A 16789-nucleotide genomic window follows, 5' to 3' on the forward strand; every position below is an offset into this window, starting at 1 on the left:
ATGGCAGGATTGCCGAGGTCCGTCCCTCTTTATAGGACATCCCTCGGCAATTTTTTTATCTATCTATTAGTAAAGGAGTTGTTTGTATTGTTCTGGGAATATTTAACCGATATGTCGTATGTTCTGTTTTCGTTGATCGGCGGCATCGTCGCCATTGCCTATGTGTATGTTCGTAAATCTAGGAAGAGACGTGTTCGATAGCTTTCTGACCGATATCTCTTCTATAGAACAAGCCTTTGCACTCTGCTTTAGCTAATTCTTCATAAACGGCGGTTTGCGCTTTTTCTACAGTGGGAGCAGTTGAAGCGACCAGTAGCACTCTTCCGCCATTTGAAACAAGGGTATGATGGTCATTGAATTCGGTTCCTGCATGATACACCAGCGTTTTATCGTCCATGGACTTTTCAAGCTCAGGCAGTGGGATCCCTTTCTCATAGGCACCTGGATACCCTTCTGCTGCCAGCACCACCCCAAGGACCGCGTCATCTGACCATTCCAAATCCACAGGCTTCCCTTCGATGATGTTCTTCACGACGAGACCGAAATCAGAAGCCAGACGCGGAAGTACTACCTGCGTTTCAGGATCTCCAAATCGTGCGTTGAATTCGATCACTTTCGGGCCCTCGCTTGTCAACATGAGCCCGGCATATAAAATTCCGGTAAAGGAACGATCCTCTTTCACCATCGCTTGAGCAGTCGGGTGGAGGACCGTGGAAATCGCTTCCTGCACCACCTCTTCCGAAATATGCGGAACCGGGGAATACGCACCCATACCGCCTGTATTCGGGCCTTGATCACCGTCATAGGTACGCTTATGATCCTGTGCGATCACCATCGGATATACCGACTCACCACTTACAAAAGCCATGAGTGAAAATTCTTCTCCAAACAAGCATTCTTCCACCACCACTTTCGAGGAGGCTTCCCCGAACTTCTCATCCAGAAGCATTTCTTCCAATGCACTGATGGCCTCTTCCTCTGTTTCCGCAACGACAACACCCTTACCTGCCGCAAGTCCATCTGCTTTCACGACAATCGGGGCACCGGCTTCCTTCACATATTCAATCGCTTTCTCCACGCTTGTGAACACTTCATACGCTGCCGTTGGGATATTGTACTTTTTCATTAATTCTTTCGAGAACGATTTGCTTCCTTCGATGATGGCCGCTTCTTTCGTCGGGCCGAAAATATGCAGGCCTTCTTCCTGGAAGCGGTTGACGATTCCATCAAGTAACGGATTCTCAGGGCCAACAAACGTATACGCTATGTCCTCTTTCTTGGCAAAATCAATCAGTTCACTCACGTCGGATTCAGTGTACGGGAGGTTTGTTGCAACGCTCTCAATCCCTGCATTACCGGGCGCACAGAACACTTCTGTCACACTTTCACTTTCCGCTAATTTCTTGCATATGGCATGCTCGCGGCCACCACGTCCGATGACTAATACTTTCATCTTGAAAAAGCCCCCTTTAAAGAAAACCTCTCCTGTCGTGCAGATAAGGAGAGGTTTATATGTGAAATGGATGTATTGAAAAGGATTCACACTGGACAAGAAATGGTATGAAGGTCCGTCCCTCAATTCTCTTCCCCTGAACCAGTTAAGAATCTTGAAAGTCCTTTAATCATAAGGTTTGTACAGTTTCTATCATAGCAGTATCGATCAAAACCCGAGGTCCGTCCCTCCTATTAATGTTTGAAGTGGCGGATTCCGGTCATGACCATGGTGATGCCGTATTGGTCTGCTTTTTTGATGGAGTCTTCGTCACGGATGGAGCCTCCGGGTTGGATGATGGCGGTGATGCCTGCTTTGGCGGCGGCTTCTACTGTGTCGTCCATCGGGAAGAATGCGTCAGATGCCATGGCGGCTCCTTTGGCTTTCACACCGGCTTGCTCGAGTGCGATGTTTGCAGCCCCTACACGATTCATCTGTCCCGCACCGACTCCAACTGTCATATGAGCATCTGTCACAACAATTGCGTTGGACTTCACATGCTTCACGACTTTCCAGCCGAGCTTCATAGCGTCCCACTCCGCTTCTGTCGGTTCACGTTTGGTCACGACTCGGAGATCTGCATCGTCAAGGGTGAACATGTCATCCGCTTGAACAAGCAACCCACCTTCAACGGTTGTTAACTTGCGCTCGATTTTGTTTGTGGTTTCAAATGGAACCGTCATTAATCGGATATTTTTCTTGCCGGAAAGGATTTCAAACGCTTCATCACTGAAAGCCGGCGCGATGACGATTTCCAGGAAGATTTCATGAAGCTGCTTCGCTGTTTCTTCATCTACGATACGATTCAACGCAACGATTCCTCCGAAGATGGAAGTGGAATCCGCTTCATAGGCTTTCGAAAACGCTTCGTGGATGGTCGAGCCAACCCCGACACCACACGGATTCATATGTTTCACTGCAACAGCCGCCGGTTCCGTGAACTCTTTTACAATTTGAAGGGCTGCATTGGCATCATTGATATTATTATAGGAAAGCTCTTTCCCGTGAAGCTGCCTTGCCATGGCCACTGAAAATTCAGAGCCGAGCGGTGCACGGTAAAATGAAGCTTGTTGATGAGGGTTTTCTCCATAACGGAGCGTCTGCTTTAATTCATACGTTCTTGTAAAACGTTCAGGATTCTCTTCACCTGAGACGTCTGTCATATATTCAGCAATGAATGAATCGTAGGCTGCCGTATGGCGGAATACCTTGGCGGCCAACTTGCGGCGTTTTTCCAGTGAGGGTTCACCGTGAAGCTTTAGTTCTGCAATGATTTCATCATAGTCCAACGCATCGACTACGACCGTCACATATTGATGATTTTTGGCAGCCGCACGAAGCATCGTCGGGCCGCCGATATCGATGTTCTCGATCGCTTCATCTACACCGACATTCGGCTTAGCGATCGTTTGCTGGAACGGATAAAGGTTGACACATACGAGGTCGATGCCTTCGATCCCCTGTTTCTCCATCTGCCTTAGGTGACTTTCTTCCCCGCGTTTAGCAAGTAGTCCACCGTGGATATTGGGATGAAGGGTTTTTACACGACCTTCCAAAATTTCCGGGAATCCTGTTACTTCTTCCACTCCCATGACTTCTATGTCATTTTCCAATAGGAGCTTCTTCGTGCCGCCAGTTGAAATGATTTCATACCCAAGTGTCTTTAATTCCTTTGCGAATTCGATGACACCACTTTTGTCTGAAACACTGATCAATGCTCTCTTTTTCAATGTCTGATCCTCCTCTGCCTGCTGTAACGCTGATATTATTTCATAATGTTCAAAACCAAGGTCCGTCCCTCATCACTTTACCACACTACCAAGATAAAGCAATCGTTCTTCCCCGCTTTAGTGACCGGTGGTAAGGAAGAGGTGGTTCAGGGTGGTTGGGTAGAGGTGATGTTCGACGTGCTGGATTTTGTCCTGCAGTGACTGCCTGGTTTCACCTGTTGTGACACGGACGATTTCCTGTGCGATGATTTCACCTGTATCCATTCCTGCGTCTACGAAATGAATCGTGACGCCTGTGACTTTCACTCCGCCTTCGATGGCTTGTCCGATGGCATCCTTCCCTGGAAAAGAAGGAAGGAGTGACGGATGGATATTGACGATCCTTCCACCGAAGCTTTCGAGAAGCGTTGGCCCGATCAATCTCATATATCCTGCCAGTACAATAAAATCAACCCCCAAATGAGCAAGCTCATTCAGGATTTCCTGTTCAAATGCCCGCTTGTTCTCATAGTCCTTTGCCCGAAAGACGAACGTCGGTATTCCTGCCGTTTGGGCGCGGTGTATGACAAACGCGCCCGGCTGGTCACATACAAGAAGCTTGATATTCGCCTTAAGGGTTCCACTTTGGACCGCATCTACCAAGCTTTGAAAATTACTTCCGCTTCCTGATGCAAAAATGGCAATCTGTCTCATGACTCGCCCCCGTTATTGACATGCTCACCCTTCATTTAACGAACGAAGTGCACCCCGGTTCCTTTCGTCACACGTCCAACGATAAAGGCGTCTTCACCCTGTTCGTTGAAAAATTGAAGGATGTCTTCCGCTTCATTTTCTTCAACTGCTAACACAAATCCAATCCCCATGTTGAAAATGTTGTACATTTCACTCCGCGGGATGTCCCCATAGTGCTCAAGAGCAGTGAAGATATCCGGAATATCCCAGCTGCCTTCTCTGATTTCAGCTCGCAATCCCTCCGGAAGCATACGCGGAATATTCTCAATGAAGCCTCCGCCGGTGATATGGGACATCCCCTTAATGGAGAACTGTTTCAGAGCCGCCAGTACCGGTTTTACGTAAATCTTCGTCGGTGCAAGCAATGCTTCTTCAAGTGTGGTCCCGATTTCCGGTAATGAGTCTTCCAAAGAAAACGACTGATCTTCGAAGAATACTTTTCGCACTAAAGAGTACCCATTACTGTGTATACCACTTGATCCCAGTCCAACTAACACATTTCCTTCAGAAATTTCCTCGCCTGTGATGATCTCTTTTTTCTCACATGCGCCTACAGCGAAGCCGGCGATATCATATTCATCATCTGAATACATGCCCGGCATCTCGGCAGTCTCCCCACCGATCAGCGCACAGCCCGCCATTTCACATCCGTCCGCAATACCCTTTACAATACCTTCTATCTTCTCCGGGAGAGCTTTCCCGGTCGCGATATAATCTAAGAAATACAGTGGTTCCGCTCCCTGAACGACAATGTCATTCACGCACATGGCCACACAATCGATCCCGATCGTATCGTGTTTGTCTGCCATGAAGGCAAGCTTCAGCTTCGTTCCGACCCCATCCGTACCTGATACAAGTACAGGCTCTTTTAAATTCAAGGAAGATAAATCGAACATTCCGCCGAAACTGCCCAACTGACCAAGAACGCCTTCACGGGCCGTCCGTTTCACATGCTTTTTGATCCGGTCGACGGATTCGTATCCCGCTTCGATATCTACTCCTGCCTGACGATACGCATTTGCCATCATGATTCCCCCTATTTCACTAACTCTTTTTCATGTGGATGAAGTGTATCCGGGTAGATTTCCGTTGGATACTTCCCTGTAAAGCAAGCCATGCATTGACCGCGGTTCTCTGATGAATCATCCCGTCCGATCGCTTTGATCACGCCATCCGGACTCAAGAACGTCAGTGAGTCCGCTCCGATGATCTGGCGCATTTCCTCCACTGAGTTGGAAGACGCGATCAGTTCTTCATGAGTGGATGTATCGATGCCGTAGAAGCAAGGGTTCTTGATCGGCGGTGAGCTGATGCACACGTGAACTTCCTTCGCTCCCGCTTCCTTCAGCATCGTCACGATCCGTTTCGACGTCGTTCCCCGTACGATGGAATCGTCCACCATGACGACACGCTTGCCTTCAACCACTCCCCTTACAGGAGAAAGCTTCATCTTCACACCCTGCTCGCGAAGGGATTGAGACGGCTGAATGAACGTACGCCCAACGTAACGATTCTTGATCAGTCCCATTTCATATGGGATTCCTGATTCTTCGGCGTAACCGATCGCACTAGAAATGCTGGAATCCGGTACCCCTGTTACGACATCCGCTTCAATCGGAGCCTCTTTCGCAAGTTCCATCCCCATCCGCTTTCTCGCGGAATGGACGTTGATCCCCTGGATATTGCTGTCCGGTCTTGAGAAGTATACGTATTCCATCGTACACATCGCATTCCCGCCTGAAAAACTAAACCGTTCTGAGGTCAATCCCTCATCATTGATGATCACAAGCTCCCCCGGCTCGATATCCCGTACGAATTCAGCCCCTACGATATCAAAGGCACATGTTTCTGACGCAACACAGTAAGCATCCCCAAGCTTACCGAGAGATAATGGGCGAAGACCGTGTGGATCAAGGGCCACCATCATCTCTGTTTCCGTCATGACGACAAATGCATAAGCACCCTTTAACATCGTCAGTGCGTTTTTCACGCGATCCTTCAAGTTGAAATAGCCGCTTCGCTTAATTAAGTGAGCCAGTACTTCTGTATCCGAGCTTGTTTGAAAAATACTCCCCTGTCCTTCAAGCTGATGCTTCAAGGCGTTCGCATTGACGAGATTCCCGTTATGAGCAAGAGCAAGACTGCCATTTTGTGAGTTAAAGAGAAGAGGCTGAACGTTCTCGTAGCCTCCGCCTCCTGCCGTCGCATAGCGCACATGACCGATGGCCGAATCCCCTTCAAGCTTCTCGATGGTGCCTTCCTGGAACACTTCCGTTACGAGGCCTTCCCCTTTTAAGCATCGTAACGTCTCCCCGTCAGAAACGACGATCCCTGTCCCCTCTTGTCCCCTATGCTGCAGACTATGAAGCCCGTAATACGTAATCTGTGCGGCATTGGGATGTCCCCATATCCCAAATACTCCACATTCTTCGTTTAAACCTTTGATTTCAGCAGGCATGGGATCGCTCCTTTCCAAGCTGATTCCAATTCTTCAACGGACGCTTCCAATAGTGCGCCCCCATTTTCCGATGACACCTTGATGGCTCCGTTATCTGCTACGTGTCCAACCACCTTCGCATCTGGTACAAGCTTCTCAAACCCTTCTTTGTTTTCAGGTTTGACTGAAACGATGAAACGTGACTGTGTTTCACTGAACAGATCCGCCACATTGTTCCCGCCAGAAAGCTGGACGTTTGCTCCCAATCCTTTTGTTCCAAAAGTCGACTCCGCAAGCGCAACAGCAAACCCGCCTTCAGCGATGTCATGGGCAGATACCACAAGACCTTTCTGAATCGCTTCTAACAGTTGCATTTGACGGCGAAGCTCGGTTTTCAAGTCGATTGCCGGTGCCTGACCGAAGATTTTTCCTTCTGTTAGCTTTTGCAGCTCGCTTCCACCGAACTCTTCACGTGTTTCACCGATGACATAAATGGAATCCCCGGCTTCCTTGAAGCTTTGAGTCGTAATATGGTCAACATCTTCAATGAGGCCTACCATCCCTACTACAGGTGTTGGATATACAGCCGTTCCCATTGATTCGTTATATAAGGAAACATTCCCGCCGATGACCGGTGTCGATAGCTCGCGACACGCTTCACTCATCCCGTCAACGGACTTCTCGATCTGCCAGAAGATTTCCGGTTTCTCCGGATTTCCGAAATTTAAGCAGTCGGTGATCGCAAGTGGGATCGCTCCCGAACAAACGATATTACGTGCTGCTTCTGCAACAGCGATCTTTCCTCCGACTTCCGGATCCAGGTAAAGGTAACGTGAATTACAGTCCGTTGTCATGGCAAGGGCTTTTCTCGTCCCGCGTACACGTACGACCGCCGCATCAGAACCCGGGCTCACAACCGTGCTCGTTCTTACCTGATGATCATATTGATCGTATACCCATTCTTTACTCGCGATCGTCGGCTGCTGTAACAACGCTTTAAGCGTCTCTTTATAATCTTCAACCTTTGGAGCAGGCGTTTCCATTGCCTGAAACTCTTTATAGTAAGCCGCTTCTTGGGATGGCTTGTGATAAATAGGTGCCTCTTCAGCTAGTGCATCGACCGGCACATCTGCCACGACTTCACCTTTGTGAAGAAGACGAAGGCGTTTATCGTCTGTTACTTTCCCAATGGAAACCGCTTCTAAGTCATATTTTGAAAAAAGATCGACGATTTCTTGCTCACGGCCTTTTTCCACGACGATCAGCATTCGCTCCTGTGATTCCGACAGCATCATTTCATAAGCCGTCATGCCTCTTTCACGCTGTGGTACAAGGTCAAGATCCATTTCGATTCCGGATCCTGCTTTACTTGCCATTTCAGCGGATGAGCTTGTAAGACCCGCAGCTCCCATGTCCTGAATTCCGACAAGGGCATCATTCTGAACAAGCTCCAGACACGCTTCAAGTAGTAATTTTTCCATGAATGGATCTCCCACTTGAACGGCCGGACGTTTCTCTTCCGATCCTTCATTTAATTCCTCGGATGCGAAGGTGGCTCCATGAATGCCGTCACGACCTGTTTTTGCCCCGACATACATGACGGTATTGCCGACACCATGAGCCTGGCCTTTTTTAATATCCTTATGATCGATCAACCCGACGCACATGGCGTTTACAAGGGGATTTCCTTCGTAAGAGGCATCAAATTGAACTTCCCCTCCGACAGTGGGGATCCCGATACAGTTCCCGTATCCTGCGATACCCGCTACGACTTCTTTAAATAGATACTGAACACGAGGAGAATCCAACTCTCCAAAGCGTAAAGAGTTGAGGAGTGCGACAGGTCTTGCCCCCATCGAGAATACGTCTCGTATAATACCCCCGACACCCGTTGCCGCTCCTTGATAAGGCTCGATGGCCGACGGATGATTATGACTCTCGATTTTGAACACCACTGCTTGATCATCGCCAATATCAACAATCCCAGCTCCTTCTCCAGGTCCTTGAAGAACGCGTTCACCTGTCGTTGGGAATTTCATCAGTACAGGCTTTGAATTTTTATAGCTGCAATGTTCTGACCACATAACAGAGAAAAGACCGGTCTCTGTGTAGTTCGGTGTTCTTCCGAGGATGTTTTCCACCATTGAAAATTCTTCGTCTGTTAAACCCATTTCACGATAAAGCTGCTCTTCTTTCACTTTTGTTGAAGTTGGTTCAAGCATTAACGACATGTTTTTCCCTCCAGTGTTTCACAATCGATTGAAATAGTTTCTTCCCGTCTTCACTACCTAGTAAAGTGTCCATGGCACGCTCAGGGTGAGGCATCATCCCAAGGACATTTCCTGCTTCATTTGTGATTCCTGCAATATTTTCAACGCTTCCGTTCGGATTTTCATCCGTATAGGTGAACACAATTTGATTGTTTACCCGTAAAGTGTTCATCGTCTCCTCGTCACAGAAGTAATTTCCTTCACCGTGGGCAATCGGAATTTGGATCACATCATTCTTTTCATAGCCATTCGTAAACATCGTCTCATTGTTCAGAACGGTTAACGGAACGGTTTTACAGATGAACTTCAAGCTCTCATTCCGGCGCATGGCCCCTGGAAGTAACCCCGTTTCCAGTAAAACCTGAAATCCGTTGCATACGCCAAGAACCGGCTTACCTTGCTCTGCCGCTTTTACGACCTCTTTCATGACGTTCGAGAAACGGGCAATCGCTCCTGAACGAAGGTAATCTCCGTACGAGAATCCCCCTGGTAAAAGGATCGCATCATAGTTTTCCAGATTATCAGCATCGTGCCAAACGTAATCCACTTCTTCACCGATTTCATCCTTGATGGCATGATACATATCGATGTCACAGTTAGAGCCTGGGAATACAATTACTGCAAACTTCATTGAGCGACACTCTCCTCGATTTCATATCGGTAATCCTCGATCACGGGGTTTGCAAGCAAACGATGACACATTTCTTCAACCGTCGCTTCCACGTTCTCAACAGTTTCTGGAAGAGTCAACTCCATATACTTTCCGACGCGTACATCTTCCACACTTTTAAATTCCATGGAATGCAGCGCCTGCTTCACAACACTTCCTTGAGGATCTAATACACTTTCTCTCAATGTGATATAAACCTTTACTTTGTACATAGTTTGTTTCCTCCTAAGCGTTCTAAAATGATTGAGTATACTTCTGTTAAACTTCCAATATCTCTTCTGAAAACATCCTTATCAAGCTTCTGATTCGTTTCGGCGTCCCACAGACGGCAAGTGTCCGGTGAGATTTCATCCCCTAATAGAATCGCTCCATCACGGTCTTTCCCAAACTCCAATTTGAAATCGACGAGAGTGACTCCCGCTTCTTTGAAAATCCCTTGAAGGACTTCATTCACACGGAGTGCCATCGTTCTGATCTCGGCACGTTCTTCCCGGGCAGCGATCTCCAGGAAATCAATGTGATCATCGGTGATCAGTGGATCTCCCAGATCATCGTCTTTATAGTAAAATTCGATGATCGGCTTTTGTAGGGGTGTCCCCTCTTCTTTCCCGAGCCGCTTTGACAAGCTTCCGGCAATCACATTCCGGACCACAACTTCAAGTGGAATGATGTTTACACGTTTGACCAGCTGCTCATCTTCTGAAATCTGTTTAATAAAATGACTCTGAATCCCTTTTTCAGCAAGCTTTGAAAATAGCAAACTCGAAATCTTATTATTTAAAACCCCTTTGCCATCGATATCCGCTTTCTTCTCCCCGTTAAAAGCAGTGGCAGAATTCTTATACTGAATCCAAACGACGTCTTCATCGTTCGTTTTGAAAATTTGTTTCGCTTTCCCCTCATATAAAAGCGTTCCTTTTTCCATGTAAAATCCCCCTGTTCGTTGAAAATTGCCAATCTTCAGTCTATATTTTCATAAAAAAAGGAAGGGATTCTGCTAAAAACCCCTGCCTTATTCATTTATCAGAAGGACTTACTCGACTAAGCCGCATCGTTCAAAGATTGTATCCACATGTTTCAAGTGATAGTTGTAATCGAAGCAGTCATCAATGTCAGCCGGCGACAGCTTGGACGTGATGGTTGCATCCTCTTCGATAAGAGAACGGAAGGCCACTTGCTTCTCCCATGCCTCCATCGCTTTTGGCTGAACCGTGTCATACGCCTCTTCACGGGTCATGCCTTTATCGATAAGGGCTAAAAGGACACGCTGCGAGTAGATCAAGCCAAGTGTGCGATCCATATTACGCTGCATATTCTCCGGGAAGACCGTCAAATTCTTGATGATGTTTCCGAAACGGTTCAGCATGTAATTAAGGGCGATCGTCGCATCCGGCAGAATCACACGCTCTGCGGAAGAATGAGAGATATCGCGCTCATGCCATAGAGGCACGTTCTCATACGCTGTCAGCATGTATCCTCTGATCACGCGGGCCATCCCCGTCATGTTCTCGGAACCGATCGGGTTACGCTTATGCGGCATCGCTGATGATCCCTTTTGACCCTTCGCGAAGAACTCTTCCACTTCACGTGTCTCACTCTTCTGCAATCCGCGGACCTCGACAGAAAACTTCTCGATGGACGTCGCAATCAGTGCAAGTGTCCCCATGTAATGAGCGTGGCGATCACGCTGCAATGTTTGGGTAGAAACAGGAGCCGGTGTGATACCAAGCTTTTCACACACATATGACTCAACAAATGGATCGATATTCGCATACGTTCCGACCGCTCCTGAAATCTTACCGAATTCCACTCCATCAGCAGCTGCTTTGAATCGTTCCACGTTACGCTTCATCTCTTCATACCACAGAGCAAGCTTCAGACCGAATGTAGTCGGCTCAGCATGAACACCGTGCGTACGTCCCATCATGACCGTATGCTTATGCTCGATTGCTTTGTTCTTTAAGATTTCGACGAAGCGTTCCAAATCTTTTAAAATAATCTCGTTCGCCTGCTTAAGTTGATACGAAAGGGCCGTATCCACAACGTCCGTTGAAGTCAGTCCGTAATGAACCCATTTTCTTTCTTCTCCAAGAGTTTCTGATACTGCTCTTGTGAAAGCTACAACGTCGTGACGTGTTTCTTCTTCAATTTCCTTGATGCGATCCACATTGAATCCTGCGTTCTTACGGATCTTCGCTACATCCTCTTTCGGAATGTCCCCGATCTCAGCCCATGCTTCACAAGCCAGGATTTCCACTTCAAGCCATGCTTGAAAACGATTTTCCTCTGTCCAAATTGCTCCCATTTCAGGGCGTGTATAACGTTCTATCATACCAGTCGTCCTCCGATCTTTTCTTGCACCTTCCAAATCCCAGCTTCGTTTATGTTCGACAATGTCTCTTCCATATCATTGGTTAATAACGTGACATGCCCCATTTTCCGCTTCGGCTTCGGTAGATCCTTGCCGTACAGATGGATAAACCAGTCCGGGTGCTTTGGAACAGCCTTCATAATAGGCTCGATATGCTCTCCTAATAGATTAACCATCACAGCGTTCTTTAATAAGGTCGGTTGGACAAGCGGCCAGTTGCAAACAGCCTTGACGTGCTGGGCAAATTGAGAGAAGTCACATGCTTCAATCGAGTAGTGACCGGAATTATGTGGCCTTGGAGCCAGCTCATTGATAAAGATGTCTCCATCTGCCGTCAGAAACATCTCAATCGCCAGCGTCCCGACAAGGTCAAGTGTCTCACTGATCCTCTTTGCCATCCTGATTGCTTTATCTGCTGTTTCTTTACTTACCCTCGCCGGCGCAATTGTTTCATGTAAAATGTTATCCACATGAATGTTTTCCACTACCGGGAAGTTCGTTTGCTGTCCATCGGGATTACGTGTCACGATCACGGATAACTCTTTTTCAAAAGGAATCCATTTCTCCAGCACACACGGACCATTCTCCAATAAAGCAGCGGCTTCATCTATCCCGCCTGCTTCCCGGATCACATACTGTCCTTTCCCGTCATAACCGCCCCTCGTCGTTTTCAAAACCACTGGATAGCCAAGCTTTTCTATATTATCATAGATGTCCTTCTGTTGTTTAATCACAGCATAAGGAGCGACTTCCACCCCTGCAAACGTAAGGGCTTCCTTTTCCATGATCCGGTCCTGAGTGATGCGGATCAATTCAGCCCCTTGTGGTAAGTAGGCACGCTCAGACAACCATTTCAGCGCTTCATAATCGATATTTTCAAATTCGTATGTAATCACATCGCACTCTTCAGCCAGTCTATATAGAGCATCATACTGGTCAAAGCCTGCCGTGATCACATAATCTGCCACCTGTGCACATGGTGAGTGCGGCGAAGGATCTAATACCGCCACCCGAAAGCCTCTTGCTTTCGCATCCAGTGCCATCATCCGGCCAAGCTGTCCGCCACCGATGATCCCGATTGTCTGTCCTGGTAAAATCGTCTTCTTATTCAAGGTCATCACTACTTTCCATCACTTTTTCCCGTAGCGCTTCCCGTCTGTTATCCAACCTGACGGCCAATTCTGTATCTTCAATCGAAAGGATTTGAGCAGCAAGGAGTCCTGCATTCGTAGCTCCCGCTTTCCCGATTGCCACCGTCGCAACCGGAATGCCACCGGGCATCTGAACGATCGACAACAGTGAATCCATTCCGTTCAATGCCTTCGATTGTACTGGTACCCCGATCACAGGCAATGTGGTCTTCGCAGCCACCATTCCCGGTAAATGGGCAGCTCCTCCTGCACCTGCTATGATCACTTTCACTCCGCGGTCTCTCGCACTTTCCGCAAACTCAAACATATAATCAGGTGTCCTGTGAGCCGATACAACACGTTTCTCAAACGGAATCTCAATCTCCTCCAATACCTCACACGCATGCTTCATTGTTTCCCAGTCTGATGTACTTCCCATGATCACTGAAATCATAATGGTGACAGGCACCTCCCGTAGTTTATTCCCTCTTCACAAAAATACCCAGATCAATTGTTCTCTACATTTGAGAGAAAGCAATTGATCTGGGTATTTTAAAGAGAATGGTCCCGTTTTATCCGATAGGGCCCATAAACGCACTCGTATCCAGACAGCTACTTTCCCTCATAGTCCGACCATTTACGGTAGTCAGGTAGAGACTCATGGGCCATATTCCCATTATTATATGAGGGCATTCGGTTTATTTGTCTCCATCATAACGTGATATTGAGACCCTGTCAACGAATAATCGAACGATAATAAAAGTCTGAAAATTATTGTTCGGATTTGAAGCGTTTACTATTCCATCTTCTTTCCTTCAAAGACAATTGTCTGTCTAATAGGGACATACTCTGTTTTAGTTCCTTCTTTCTGTTCTTCAAAAACAGGTTTTTCCATCCGCCTTACGGGCATATAACCCAATTCTTTCATACGATCCAGGCAGTCTGAAATGGTCTCGTTTTCCTGCACTTCAAATAATAATTTCTTTTTACTCATTCTTTTAATTTTCCTTTACGTATATTTCGCACCGCCTTCACCCAGAACCCTCCGTGAATCGCTTTCGGTTCATAGGCAATGATGAATGCTTTCGGGTCAAGCTCCTTAATTGTATCATACAGCTTCATCTCATACTTTCTCGGAGTCAGGATCTGCAGGGCCATCCGATTCCCCTCAAGACCATTCGCCTCCCAGTTCGTCACCCCGTATCCACGGGCACGAAGCTCATTCGGAAGGGCCTTATCATACTCCTTTGTGATCACATTCACCGTAATATACCCAAGAGCCAGCTTCTCCTCGATCTTCATTCCGACAATCACACCAAGACCATACCCGACCGCATACGCGATCAAATTCTGGATCTCATTCAAATTGTCCAGTACAAGCCCAAGGCCCACCACGTAAATCACTACTTCAAATGTACTTACAAAAGCAGCTATATATCGATAACCTTTTAACGTCAAAATCATCCTGATCGTAAAAAAGGACACATATACAACATTGATGATTAAGATGATCGCTACCATCACAAAGCTATTGTCTAACACCAAGATGCTCCTCTCTCCACTACTACCTGTAGTATGCTCAAATTAAGTATCTATTTTACTAGAAAAAATTCATAATATGAACCACTTCATGAAAAAATTTATGTGATTACTCTATGACAATTTCTAGAAAATCCGGGATCTTATTACGTGTGTATCCTGTTTTGGGCGGATTGAAACATGAGGTGGGTTGATTTTGGGATGGTGATGGGGGGTTTGGGTTTGGGTTTGGGATGGGTACGACGATTGTGAAATACTGAACAATATATATGATTTGGATTGTACGGTTGCCTAATTGGTAGATTCTCTTCAAGTAAGACGTCATTCTCTCATTATTTTATAACTAGCTTATTAATTTTCTTTGATTGAGCTATGTCATTCATATAAAAGTCTGCTATTTTCATTGAATGAAAGAGGTGAGCTAAAATAATTGCGTCTTTTCGGAGGGTGATTGCGTCATTTTAGGATTAATTGCGTCGTTTTTTTATTTATTGCGTCATTCCCACCCTTAATTGCGTTTTTTACCAAATAATGACTTTAATCAAACCAAAAAAAGAGCAACTCACTAAGAGCTACTCTTTTCACATTTGCCTGGCGACGTCCTACTCTCACAGGGGGAGCCCCCAACTACCATCGGCACTGAAGGCTCCGGCTAGTGTTGAGCGGCGAATCTCTTCGTCCGCTTCACTCGTTCAGATCCTCGTGTGGGGGCCACACTCCGGTCTTCTCTCCCTCGCGTCCTCGACCTTCTTGCTCCTCCCTACCCTCGCACTGCGGTCGAGGAGAAATCTAATGTTCTTCGAACAACAATCTAAACCAAAAAAAGAGTAACTCACTAAGAGCTACTCTTTTCCTATTTGCCTGGCGACGTCCTACTCTCACAGGGGGAGATCCCCCAACTACCATCGGCGCTGAAGAGCTTAACTTCCGTGTTCGGCATGGGAACGGGTGTGACCTCTTCGCCATTATCACCAGACGAATATTTCATTGAAGGATTGTTCCTTCAAAACTAGATAAAGGATTGATGTCAAGAAAGCCGAATATCGACCAATTGTTGTTCATATAAATATGACTCTTTGTGGTTAAGTCCTCGATCGATTAGTATCAGTCAACTCCACATGTCGCCATGCTTCCATCTCTGACCTATCTACCTAGTCATCTTCTAGGGATCTTACTCACATACGTGATGGGAAATCTCATCTCGAGGGGGGCTTCATGCTTAGATGCTTTCAGCACTTATCCCTTCCGCACATAGCTACCCAGCGATGCCTTTGGCAAGACAACTGGTACACCAGCGGTGCGTCCATCCCGGTCCTCTCGTACTAAGGACAGCTCCTCTCAAATTTCCTGCGCCCACGACGGATAGGGACCGAACTGTCTCACGACGTTCTGAACCCAGCTCGCGTACCGCTTTAATGGGCGAACAGCCCAACCCTTGGGACCGACTACAGCCCCAGGATGCGATGAGCCGACATCGAGGTGCCAAACCTCCCCGTCGATGTGGACTCTTGGGGGAGATAAGCCTGTTATCCCCGGGGTAGCTTTTATCCGTTGAGCGATGGCCCTTCCATGCGGAACCACCGGATCACTAAGCCCGACTTTCGTCCCTGCTCGACTTGTAGGTCTCGCAGTCAAGCTCCCTTGTGCCTTTACACTCTGCGAATGATTTCCAACCATTCTGAGGGAACCTTTGGGCGCCTCCGTTACTCTTTAGGAGGCGACCGCCCCAGTCAAACTGCCCACCTGACACTGTCTCCCACCCCGATAAGGGGCGCGGGTTAGAATTTCAATACAGCCAGGGTAGTATCCCACCGATGCCTCCACCGAAGCTGGCGCTCCGGTTTCCAAGGCTCCTACCTATCCTGTACAAGCTGTACCAAAATTCAATATCAGGCTACAGTAAAGCTCCACGGGGTCTTTCCGTCCTGTCGCGGGTAACCTGCATCTTCACAGGTACTATAATTTCACCGAGTCTCTCGTTGAGACAGTGCCCAGATCGTTACGCCTTTCGTGCGGGTCGGAACTTACCCGACAAGGAATTTCGCTACCTTAGGACCGTTATAGTTACGGCCGCCGTTTACTGGGGCTTCGATTCGCACCTTCGCTTGCGCTAAGCACTCCTCTTAACCTTCCAGCACCGGGCAGGCGTCAGCCCCTATACTTCGCCTTACGGCTTCGCAGAGACCTGTGTTTTTGCTAAACAGTCGCCTGGGCCTATTCACTGCGGCTCTCTCGGGCTTGCACCCTACCAGAGCACCCCTTCTCCCGAAGTTACGGGGTCATTTTGCCGAGTTCCTTAACGAGAGTTCTCTCGCTCACCTTAGGATTCTCTCCTCGCCTACCTGTGTCGGTTTGCGGTACGGGCACCTTTTTCCTCGCTAGAGGCTTTTCTTGGCAGTGTGGAATCAGGAACTTCGC

Annotated in this window: 15 protein-coding genes, 2 rRNA genes and 1 riboswitch (1 of these 18 cut by a window edge); of the genes, 1 reads left to right on the plus strand and 16 read right to left on the minus strand. The window is 47.5% G+C overall.

Annotated elements, in window-relative coordinates:
* Positions 1–87: 87 nt before the first annotated feature.
* Positions 88–201, plus strand: coding sequence for an EYxxD motif small membrane protein (locus tag ATG71_RS23915; RefSeq protein WP_324295670.1), 114 nt, complete (start codon positions 88–90; stop codon positions 199–201).
* Here the strand turns inward: ATG71_RS23915 and purD are convergent.
* The 16 genes from purD to ATG71_RS02705 form a co-directional block, all read right to left on the minus strand.
* On the minus strand, positions 179–1453 hold the full coding sequence (gene purD / locus ATG71_RS02630; protein WP_098441704.1) for a phosphoribosylamine--glycine ligase: 1275 nt from the start codon (positions 1451–1453) through the stop codon (positions 179–181). The two genes, ATG71_RS23915 and purD, sit on opposite strands and share 23 nt — an antisense overlap.
* A 233-nt stretch (positions 1454–1686) precedes the next feature.
* A complete protein-coding gene (purH, locus tag ATG71_RS02635) occupies positions 1687–3222 on the minus strand; it encodes a bifunctional phosphoribosylaminoimidazolecarboxamide formyltransferase/IMP cyclohydrolase (protein WP_098438390.1) in 1536 nt (511 codons plus the stop codon).
* Positions 3223–3339: 117 nt separating this feature from the next.
* On the minus strand, positions 3340–3915 hold the full coding sequence (gene purN, locus ATG71_RS02640) for a phosphoribosylglycinamide formyltransferase (RefSeq protein ID WP_098438391.1): 576 nt from the start codon (positions 3913–3915) through the stop codon (positions 3340–3342).
* Between the two features lie 35 nt (positions 3916–3950).
* Complete coding sequence (gene purM / locus ATG71_RS02645) at positions 3951–4979, minus strand: phosphoribosylformylglycinamidine cyclo-ligase (RefSeq protein ID WP_098438392.1); 1029 nt, start codon at positions 4977–4979, stop codon at positions 3951–3953.
* Between the two features lie 11 nt (positions 4980–4990).
* On the minus strand, positions 4991–6412 hold the full coding sequence (gene purF / locus ATG71_RS02650; protein WP_098438393.1) for an amidophosphoribosyltransferase: 1422 nt from the start codon (positions 6410–6412) through the stop codon (positions 4991–4993).
* Positions 6388–8622, minus strand: a complete 2235-nt coding sequence (purL, locus tag ATG71_RS02655) for a phosphoribosylformylglycinamidine synthase subunit PurL (protein WP_098438394.1) — start codon at positions 8620–8622, stop codon at positions 6388–6390. Before purL ends, purF begins: the two co-directional genes overlap by 25 nt.
* Complete coding sequence (gene purQ, locus ATG71_RS02660) at positions 8606–9292, minus strand: phosphoribosylformylglycinamidine synthase subunit PurQ (protein ID WP_098438395.1); 687 nt, start codon at positions 9290–9292, stop codon at positions 8606–8608. The genes purL and purQ overlap by 17 nt, the downstream gene beginning before the upstream one ends.
* Complete coding sequence (purS, locus tag ATG71_RS02665; protein ID WP_098438396.1) at positions 9289–9543, minus strand: phosphoribosylformylglycinamidine synthase subunit PurS; 255 nt, start codon at positions 9541–9543, stop codon at positions 9289–9291. The genes purQ and purS overlap by 4 nt, the downstream gene beginning before the upstream one ends.
* Positions 9531–10256 carry a phosphoribosylaminoimidazolesuccinocarboxamide synthase gene (gene purC / locus ATG71_RS02670; RefSeq protein WP_098438397.1) on the minus strand — a complete coding sequence of 242 codons (726 nt, stop codon included), beginning with the start codon at positions 10254–10256 and terminating at the stop codon, positions 9531–9533. Before purC ends, purS begins: the two co-directional genes overlap by 13 nt.
* A gap of 108 nt (positions 10257–10364) precedes the next feature.
* The gene (gene purB / locus ATG71_RS02675) at positions 10365–11663 is read right to left on the minus strand and encodes an adenylosuccinate lyase (RefSeq protein WP_098438398.1); all 1299 of its coding nucleotides are present in this window, start codon (positions 11661–11663) and stop codon (positions 10365–10367) included.
* Complete coding sequence (gene purK / locus ATG71_RS02680; protein WP_179886437.1) at positions 11660–12820, minus strand: 5-(carboxyamino)imidazole ribonucleotide synthase; 1161 nt, start codon at positions 12818–12820, stop codon at positions 11660–11662. The genes purB and purK overlap by 4 nt, the downstream gene beginning before the upstream one ends.
* Positions 12807–13286, minus strand: coding sequence for a 5-(carboxyamino)imidazole ribonucleotide mutase (gene purE, locus ATG71_RS02685; protein ID WP_098438399.1), 480 nt, complete (start codon positions 13284–13286; stop codon positions 12807–12809). Before purE ends, purK begins: the two co-directional genes overlap by 14 nt.
* Before the next feature lie 151 nt (positions 13287–13437).
* Positions 13438–13539, minus strand: a riboswitch (purine riboswitch).
* Between the two features lie 89 nt (positions 13540–13628).
* Positions 13629–13826 (minus strand): NETI motif-containing protein, encoded by a 198-nt coding sequence (locus ATG71_RS02690; RefSeq protein ID WP_098438400.1) that lies wholly within the window; start codon positions 13824–13826, stop codon positions 13629–13631.
* Positions 13823–14353: a DUF2179 domain-containing protein gene (locus ATG71_RS02695; protein WP_179886626.1), complete on the minus strand. Its 531-nt coding sequence runs from the start codon at positions 14351–14353 to the stop codon at positions 13823–13825. Before ATG71_RS02695 ends, ATG71_RS02690 begins: the two co-directional genes overlap by 4 nt.
* 877 nt (positions 14354–15230) lie before the next feature.
* Positions 15231–15347: ribosomal RNA gene (gene rrf, locus ATG71_RS02700) — 5S ribosomal RNA — on the minus strand.
* Positions 15348–15449: 102 nt separating this feature from the next.
* Positions 15450–16789 (minus strand): 23S ribosomal RNA (locus ATG71_RS02705) (it continues 1596 nt past the right edge of the window).

This window comes from Bacillus sp. es.034, assembly GCF_002563655.1.
Lineage (GTDB): Bacteria > Bacillota > Bacilli > Bacillales > Bacillaceae_B > Rossellomorea.

Bases quoted from the DNA above. Each gene is read 5' to 3' on its own strand.
- purD (WP_098441704.1), bottom strand. From the start codon at position 1,453: ATGAAAGTATTAGTCATCGGACGTGGTGGCCGCGAGCATGCCATATGC.
- purN (WP_098438391.1), bottom strand. From the start codon at position 3,915: ATGAGACAGATTGCCATTTTTGCATCAGGAAGCGGAAGTAATTTTCAA.
- purM (WP_098438392.1), bottom strand. From the start codon at position 4,979: ATGGCAAATGCGTATCGTCAGGCAGGAGTAGATATCGAAGCGGGATAC.
- purF (WP_098438393.1), bottom strand. From the start codon at position 6,412: ATGCCTGCTGAAATCAAAGGTTTAAACGAAGAATGTGGAGTATTTGGG.
- purL (WP_098438394.1), bottom strand. From the start codon at position 8,622: ATGTCGTTAATGCTTGAACCAACTTCAACAAAAGTGAAAGAAGAGCAG.
- purQ (WP_098438395.1), bottom strand. From the start codon at position 9,292: ATGAAGTTTGCAGTAATTGTATTCCCAGGCTCTAACTGTGACATCGAT.
- purS (WP_098438396.1), bottom strand. From the start codon at position 9,543: ATGTACAAAGTAAAGGTTTATATCACATTGAGAGAAAGTGTATTAGAT.
- purC (WP_098438397.1), bottom strand. From the start codon at position 10,256: ATGGAAAAAGGAACGCTTTTATATGAGGGGAAAGCGAAACAAATTTTC.
- purB (WP_098438398.1), bottom strand. From the start codon at position 11,663: ATGATAGAACGTTATACACGCCCTGAAATGGGAGCAATTTGGACAGAG.
- purK (WP_179886437.1), bottom strand. From the start codon at position 12,820: ATGACCTTGAATAAGAAGACGATTTTACCAGGACAGACAATCGGGATC.
- purE (WP_098438399.1), bottom strand. From the start codon at position 13,286: ATGATTTCAGTGATCATGGGAAGTACATCAGACTGGGAAACAATGAAG.
- ATG71_RS02690 (WP_098438400.1), bottom strand. From the start codon at position 13,826: ATGAGTAAAAAGAAATTATTATTTGAAGTGCAGGAAAACGAGACCATT.
- ATG71_RS02695 (WP_179886626.1), bottom strand. From the start codon at position 14,353: ATGGTAGCGATCATCTTAATCATCAATGTTGTATATGTGTCCTTTTTT.